This is a genomic window from Serratia sp. 506_PEND (assembly GCF_001076875.1).
GTDB classification, from domain to species: domain Bacteria; phylum Pseudomonadota; class Gammaproteobacteria; order Enterobacterales; family Enterobacteriaceae; genus Serratia; species Serratia marcescens.
On sequence record NZ_JVEL01000601.1, the window covers coordinates 39413 to 47463 of the forward strand.

6 protein-coding genes are annotated in these 8051 nt (G+C 62.6%); all 6 read right to left on the minus strand.

Annotated elements, in window-relative coordinates:
* Window positions 1-3 precede the first annotated feature (3 nt).
* Window positions 4-864: a deaminated glutathione amidase gene (nit1, locus tag ADK28_RS27270; protein WP_033639289.1), complete on the minus strand. Its 861-nt coding sequence runs from the start codon at window positions 862-864 to the stop codon at window positions 4-6.
* Window positions 861-4664: an AsmA2 domain-containing protein YhdP gene (yhdP, locus tag ADK28_RS27275; RefSeq protein ID WP_033639288.1), complete on the minus strand. Its 3804-nt coding sequence runs from the start codon at window positions 4662-4664 to the stop codon at window positions 861-863. Before yhdP ends, nit1 begins: the two co-directional genes overlap by 4 nt.
* Window positions 4665-4752: 88 nt before the next feature.
* On the minus strand, window positions 4753-6222 hold the full coding sequence (gene rng / locus ADK28_RS27280; RefSeq protein ID WP_016930237.1) for a ribonuclease G: 1470 nt from the start codon (window positions 6220-6222) through the stop codon (window positions 4753-4755).
* Between the two features lie 38 nt (window positions 6223-6260).
* Complete coding sequence (locus tag ADK28_RS27285) at window positions 6261-6845, minus strand: Maf family protein (protein ID WP_004936921.1); 585 nt, start codon at window positions 6843-6845, stop codon at window positions 6261-6263.
* Window positions 6846-6855: 10 nt separating this feature from the next.
* Complete coding sequence (gene mreD / locus ADK28_RS27290) at window positions 6856-7344, minus strand: rod shape-determining protein MreD (protein ID WP_004936918.1); 489 nt, start codon at window positions 7342-7344, stop codon at window positions 6856-6858.
* Window positions 7341-8051: rod shape-determining protein MreC (mreC, locus tag ADK28_RS27295; protein WP_048797194.1), on the minus strand; the 711-nt coding region annotated here is incomplete at its 5' end. The genes mreC and mreD, both read right to left, overlap by 4 nt.

Below are 8051 nucleotides of genomic sequence, written 5' to 3' on the forward strand. Positions count from 1 at the left end.
GTTTCACTCTTGATTGGAGGATAGCTTGTCAGACGGCGCCGTCAGCGACGTCTGGAATCGGTTGTGCTGCAGCACCGGCATCTGCGCACGAATATTTTTCAGGCTTGCGGCGTCCACACGCACCTTCAGTGCCGCCACGGCGTCCGCGTTCTCGGCCAGCACCTTGCCCCAGCCGTCGACAGCCATCGAGTGGCCCCAGGTGCGGCGGGTCGGCCCGTGGCGCCCCACCTGCGCCGGCGCCAGGATCATGCACTGGTTTTCGATCGCCCGGGCGCGCAGCAGGATTTCCCAATGCGCCTCGCCGGTCACCCGGGTAAAGGCCGCCGGCACCGAAATCAGTTCGGCGCCCTGCGCCCGCAGCGCCTGGAACAGCGCAGGGAAGCGCAGATCGTAACATATGGTCATGCCCAAACGCCCGACCGGCGTATCCACCACCGTCAGGTGCTGCCCGTGCTGGTAGGTATCCGACTCGCGGTAATGGCCGTGCGCATCGTTGATGTCCACATCGAACATGTGCAGCTTGTCGTAGCGGGCGCGGATCTCGCCCTGTTCGTCGAACAACAGGCTGCTGGTGGTGATAAGTTCCGGGTTTTCACGGCTGATCAAGGGCATCGAGCCCACCAGCAACCACACGCCATAGCGGCGCGCCAGCTCGCGCACCGCGTTCTGCAGCGGGCCATCGCCCTGTTTTTCCGCCTGTTGGCGGTAGGCCGCGGAGTTGGCGAACAGCAGCGCGTTCTCCGGCGTCATGACCAGTTTTACCCCGGCATTGAGCTGCTTGATCTGCTGTTCAATCTGGGCCAGGTTATCGCGCACCTGATCGCCACTGCACAACTGCAACAACGCAACGTTAGCATTCCTCATGACGCCTTATCCTCCTTTGCCTTACGAAGTACCTCATTGATCTTCGGCTGGTCGAGATCGCCGCCGATATGGTAGCGAATCAGCGAAATCTTGCTCCACAGCGGCCCCAGCACCTGCGAGGCGGCAAATACCGCCGCGCCGACGATCGGGTTGACGACAAACGCCGTGGCCACGCCGACGGTCGCCGAAATCGCCGGCGCCACCACCGCCTCCATATCGATGCGGCGGCGCGCCAGATCGATCTGGCCGCTCATGGCGATGTCCGCCGCCAGGCCGTCGATCAATAGATTATCAGTATGCATTATGCCATCTTTCAGCCAGGCGGTGCTGCGGATGGAATCAAAGTAGAAACCTTTGCCGAAGGTATCGCTGAAATCAAACTGCAGCTTGCGCAGCAGGGCGTCGAAGCTGACCAGCCGCAGCAGCTGGCCGGCGCGGCCGCCGCCCATGCTGTCGATCTCGCCCTTGCCCATCTTGACCTGCAGCGCGCCGCTCAACGTATTCACCTGCGGCTGCCACGGCGCGCCGTGCCAGTACAGATCGAAGTCCACGTCGTAAGGCGCCCCTTTCAGCGGGATAGTGATGCCGAAGAAGGCGGCGGTTTCATCGATCTTGCCGCCGAGCAGCTTGCCTTTCAGCGAGCTGCGCTCTTCCTGCGCATTTTGTTTCCACAGGCCGGTGGCGCTCATGCGCCCTTTGCCGGTGTCGACCAGGCCGTGATCCAGCGTCAGGGTATCTCCCCGATTGGTCAGATCCGCCTCGACCCTGCCGAGGTTCTGCCCCAGCACCCAGCACGACTTGCAGCGCAGCATCAGCGAAGGCCAGTCGCGGAAAGAAAGTTTCTCGGTCGACGGCGCCGCCGCGCCCGCCGCGTTTTTCGTCTCAGCGAACTGTGGGTTGTAATACAGGTAGTTGATATCGGCGCGCCACGGCCCGCGATCGGCCACCCGCAGGCTGCCGTCCACTTCGTCGCTCTTGGCGCTCACCAGGGTAGCGCCAAGCTGTTTTTCGGCCGACAGCGTCAGCTTATGCCAGGCCTGGCCGCCCAACAGCAGCTGCGGCGTGGTCAGCGCCACGGTGGTGGGGAAGCTGAAACCGCCCACCTGACCGCTGCCGCCGCCCTGTTTCAGCGCCGGCGCCAGCAGCGCCAGCCATTGCTCGCCGTCCAGCGCCGGCAGGTTCAGCGTCATCGATTTGCCGGCCGGCAGCGGCGGGGTGCCGCCACCGTTGGTTTGCCACGCGGCGCGCGCCAGATTCACCTGTTTTTTGTCGAAGTTCCATTCACTGTTGAAGCGGTTCTGCTTGCCCGCGCTGCCGGTCAACATGAAGCCGTTCAAACCGCCTTTGACCTTGACGTTCACCGGCAGCGCTTCGCCCGGCGCCTTGTCCAGCGGTGAAGGTAAGTGACTGCTCACTTTCTTCAGGTCTGCGTCAAGGCCGATATCGTAGCTAGCCGAACCTTGGTGCGGCAGCGTGATGGCCACCTGGCTCTGCCAGGGCGCGCTGCCGCTGAGCGCATCGGCGGCCTCTTTCGGCAGGCCGGGGAACTTGCCCGGCTGCCAGTCTCCTTTCAGGCCGACGTTGACCTTGTAGTCACGCTCGCCTTCCTGCGTAGTGAAGTTGACCGCCACCGGTTGCCCGAACCAGTTGGCCGACAGGGTGTCGCTCTCCAGATTGCCATTGTCGAAGCGGAACTTGCCGCTGAGCTTCTGCAGCTCGCTTTCCAGCGGTTTTATCAGCAACGAATTGTTGTTCAGCGCCACTTCGCCGGTGGCTCTGACCTGCTCGCCGTCCAGGGGGATATCAAGATGTAAGCGCCCACTGACATCACCGCCAATCTGCAGCTGCTCCAGCGCCGCCCCCAGCGAATCGTGCAACGGTGTCTGCATGAAGTAATCATGTACGTCGCTGCCCGCCCCCGCGACATCGGCGTCGATCAGCAACCGCTCTTTCAGGTAATCCGGGATCACCGCGCTGATATTTTTGCCCGCCACCTTGCCCAACCGGGTTTGCGGCGCATGCATCCACAATCCCTCGTTGGCGAAATCGAGATCGATCGCCAAATCGGTCAGCGCCGGCCAGCCCGGTTGGAACTGGAAGGTGGCGTGACGCAGCGGCACGAAGACTTCGAACTGCCCTTCGTTTTTGCGGTACGGGAAATGCTGCGGATCGCCGGAATAAATCAGCGTGGCGTTATCCACCTGGCCGCCCTGAATGGCGCCGCCCAGGTAGTCCACCAGATGCTTGCCCATCAACGGCTCCGGGAAATAGCGCCAGGCGTCGGCGCCGTCATACAGGCGGATGCCCGCCAGGATGTTCAGCCACGGCTCGCCCTTGGCCGGCTGCTGATAACGGAAATCACCGTTGACCCACAGCGACTTCGCCTTGACGTCCAGCCCCTGGCTCGCCAGCTCCCAACCTTGGTCGTTGTAACGCCAGGTCAGCGCGCCGCGCGCGCTGCTGATTTCAAGCGGCGCGCGGAACATGTCGCCGTAAGGCAGGGTGCTGTCAGTGAGCCCCAGCGTCAGGCGGCCGTTCTCCACCCCGCCGCTCAACGCGCCGGAGAAGTGGTTGACGCCCGGCAGCAGTTCCCAACGCTGCCAGCTGACATCGCGCCACAGCGCCTGAAAACGGCTCTTTTCCGGCTGCTTGAGCGGGATGTCCAGCGCCAGCGCTGCCACCTGCCCCTGCGGCTGCAGATCGTTCCAGCGCTCGAGCGCGTCCGGACTGAGGAACGAGAAGGTCGGCAGCAGCGCCGACAGGCGCTCCAGTTGAAGGTGAGTCGCGCGCACCCGCAGCTCTTCATTCTGCGCCGGCCCCATGAATTCGGTGTTTTCCGGCAGCCACAGCGCGGAAAGCGCGCCCTGCGGCCAGGCCTGGCCGTCGGTGCTCAACCGCAGCTGCGGCACGTCGAGCTGCCAACCGGTGCCCTGGCGGCGCAACGACAGCGCCAGATTGTCCACGTCCAGCCGGTGCTGCGCGGCGCCGGTATTCCAGTTGGCCGCCCCCTGCTTGAGCAACGCATGGCCGCCGGCGATTTCGCCGTTCTGCACCTGCAGCCAGGCCGCCAGGCTGAAGTCGGCGCTTTCCAGCCCGGTATTGGCGCGCAGCCAGCGGGTAAACCAGGGTTTCATGTCGATGTTATCGGCCTGCAGATAGACCGTGCCGGTGTCCAGCAGGCCCTGATTATCGCGCAGGTCCATGCGCAGCTGCACCACGCCGTGTTGGCCGTTCAGCGTCGACAGGCTGATCTGCCCCTCGGCGCGGTGGCGATCGCGGCCGTTGAGCCAGGTCAGTTGGGGAATGTCGAATTCGGCGCGCGCGCCGGCAGGTGTCAGGAACGAGATACGGCTGTCGCGCAGATCGAAATGGTCGAGCTGGCGCAGCATCAGATCGCTGATTTTACCGGGCTCAAGGCCGTCGCCCTCACGATCGCCGCCCAGCGTGGCGTTCAGATCGAGGCGGAATTGATAGAAGGTCAGATCGCGGAACTGCCAGCGCCAATGCAGCAGCGATTGCCACACGTCCAGCGCCAGCGTCACGCGTTCGATATGCACATCGCTTTTGGGCAGCGTAACGCTCAGGTTGCGCACTTCAAGCTGTGGGCCGAAGGTTTCCCAACTGCCCTGCAGGAAATCCATCTGCACAGGCACACCGGATAGCTTCTCCACCTGCGCCAGCAGTTGGGGACGATAGTCGTTCAGCTTCGGCAGCATCAGGCGCAGCCCGCTGATCAGCAGCGCCACAATCACGATTAGGGTGGCGCCTGTTGCTAACAGAATCCCAGGCAGTCGCCTCACGCAGTTCTCCTTGCTCCGCTGCCTGGCAACGGGAATATCTATGCACTGACGGGCCCGGCGTGCCGGGCCCCTACCGATGTCGGGCGGGCTACATCATGACGACGTCGAACTGCTCCTGGCTGTACAACGGTTCGATCTGCACCTTCACCTGTTTGCCGACGAAGATCTCCACTTCGGCCAGCGCATGCGACTCTTCGCTCTTCAGCGCTTCGCCGACCGCCGCGGAGGCGTACACCAGGAAGCGATCGGAATCGTAAGCATGGTGCACGCGCACAATCTCGCGCAGGATCTCGTAGCACACGGTTTCCACCGTTTTCACGGTGCCGCGCCCATTGCAAGTAGGACAATCGTGACAGAGCACATGTTCAATGCTTTCACGCGTGCGTTTACGCGTCATTTCAACTAAGCCTAGCTGAGAGAAGCCGTTGATCGTGGTTTTTACCCGATCTTTACTCAACGCCTGCTCCAGCGAGTGCAGCACCCGGCGGCGATGCTCTTCGTTGTTCATATCGATAAAGTCGATGATGATGATGCCGCCCAGGTTGCGCAGCCGCAGCTGGCGCGCGATGGCCTGCGTCGCCTCGATGTTGGTATTGAAAATGGTTTCGTCGAGGTTGCGGTGGCCGACGAAGGCGCCGGTGTTGATGTCAACCGTGGTCATCGCCTCGGTCTGATCGATGATCAGATAGCCGCCGGACTTCAGCTCCACCTTGCGCTCCAGCGCGCGCTGGATCTCGTTTTCCACATCGTACAGATCGAAAATCGGCTGGCTGCCGGTATAGAGCTCGAGCTTGTTGGTGATGTCCGGAATGTACTCGCCGGTGAACTCCACCAGCAGATCGTGCGTCAGCCGCGAATCGACGCGAATGCGATCCAGCGCCGCGCCGGCGAAATCGCGCAAAATGCGCTGCGCCAACGCCAGCTCGCCGTACAGCTTGTATTTGGTCTGGTTGCGCTTCTTGCGCTCCATCACCTTGGTCCACAGGCGTTTGAGGAATGCGGCGTCCTGCGCCAGCTCTTCCTCGCCGATGCCTTCCGCCGCGGTGCGGATGATAAAACCGCCCAGCTCGTCGCAGTGCGGCGCCACGATCGCCTTCAGGCGCTCGCGCTCGGCTTCGCTTTCGATGCGCTGCGACACGCCGACGTGCGCCGCGCCCGGCATGAAGACCAGATAACGCGAAGGCAGCGTGATATCGGTGGTCAGACGCGCGCCCTTGGTGCCAAGCGGATCTTTCACCACCTGCACCATCAGGTCTTGCCCCTGGCGCACCAGCTCGGCGATGTCGCGCACGTGGAAGTTTTTCCGCTCGTCGCCGGCGACGCATTCGGTATGCGGCATGATGTCGGAGGCGTGCAGGAAGGCGGCCTTGTCCAGGCCGATGTCGACGAACGCCGCCTGCATGCCCGGCAGGACGCGGCTGACGCGCCCTTTATAAATATTGCCGACGATGCCGCGTTTGGATTCGCGTTCGATATGGATCTCTTGCAGAATGCCGCCATCGATATAGGCGACCCGCGTTTCAGACGGTGTGATATTAACCAGTAGCTCAGCTGTCATGCCTTCTCCTCAGAGCCGGTCGATAATGGCAGCGCCCATCAACCGGTTCTTACATCACGTAATGCGACAAAATTACTGAGCAGCTCATGTGTTTCGACCAGCGGCAGACCAACCACTGCGTGATAACTCCCGGTTATCGTTCTGACGAAACAACCACCCTTTCCTTGAATTCCATAGGCGCCCGCCTTATCCATCGGTTCGCCCGTAGCAATATAGTCGCGGATATCCTGTTGTGACAGGCTGCGGAACGTCACGTCGGTCACCACCAGTTGGCAACGCACGTCGTGGCGATCGGCGATCGCTACTGCCGTCATCACCTGATGCTGCTTGCCGGACAGGGCCGCCAGCATGTCCGCCGCATGGGCTTCGTCGCGCGGCTTCTCCAGCACCCGGCCGTTGAGCACCACGATGGTGTCGGCGCCCAGCACCGGCCGATCTTCCTGCGCCAGCGCCACGCCCGCTTTGGCCTTGTCCTGCGCCAGGCGGCGCACATAGGCCTCCGCGGCTTCGCCTTCCCGGCGCTGCTCTTCGGTATGCGTCAGCAGAATGTCGAACGACACGCCCAGCAGGGTCAGCAGTTCACGTCGACGTGGGGAGCCGGAGGCCAGATAAAGCGAAGTCATTGATATACCCTTACTGTACGGCGAACTGACGGCGGATTTTGCGCATCAACAGGAATAACCACGGCCACAAAATGCCGTTTACCACACTACTCCAGAACACCTCTGGGCGGAAAGAGACGTTGATCACTAAAAACTCAGCCCAGAACACCACCACATCCATCGACAGCGACAGCAGCACGACGATAAGCGCCTGTTGCCACAGCGCCATATTGCGGAACAGTTGGAATTTGAACGCCACCAGATAGGCGATGATGCCCAGCGCCAGCGCGCGCACGCCCAGCGTGGAACCGAGGATCAGATCCATGATCAGCCCCAGCACGAAGCCGGTGCCGACGTTGACCCGGTGCGGCAAGGCCATCACCCAGTAGATCAGGATCAACACCAGCCAGGAAGGCCGGAACATGTAGATCTGTTCCGGCCACGGCATGATTTGCAGCACCAACGCCACCAGGAACGACAGCCAGATTATCCAGCGCCCGTGGCTGCGGTAGCTGTTCATTGCACCACCCCCGCCGCCGCGGGCTGAACCTGAGGCTGAGCAGAGGCCGGAGCCGTGGTTTGCGGCGCCACCCCGGTGGCCGGAGCCGGCAGTTGCGGCCCGACGGAACCGGCAGGCGGCAGCACCTGCGGCATCATCTGCATCAGGCGTTCATTGGCCACGCGGTGCACTTCGTCCGGCGGCAGCGGCATGTCGCCGTTGCGATCGGCGCCCCACAGCAGCAACAGGTAACGCAAGCGCTGCAGACCGGCGGTCGGCCGCGCCTGAATCACAGTGTAAGCGCGCTGGTTGTCGACCTTGACCGAGGAGACCACCGCCACCGGATAGCCTTCCGGGAAGCGGCCGCCGAGACCGGAGGTGACCAGCACGTCGCCAACGCGGATATCGGTGTTGTTCGGCAGATGCTCCAGTTGCAGATCGTCGGCGCAGCCGCTGCCTGCGGCGATCACCCGAATATCGTTGCGCAGCACCTGGATCGGCAGCGCATGCGAGGCGTCGCAGATCAGCAGCACGCGGCTGGTGACTTTCGCCACCGCCACCACCTGACCGACCACGCCCTTGTCGCTGATGACCGGCTGGCCTTCATAGACGCCGTTGTCCGACCCTTTGTCGATCACCACCTGATCGCTATACGGATCGGAACCGGTGGAGATCACCTGGGTGACCATCTTGTGTTCGTCCTGACGCAGCGGAGAACCCAGCAGCTC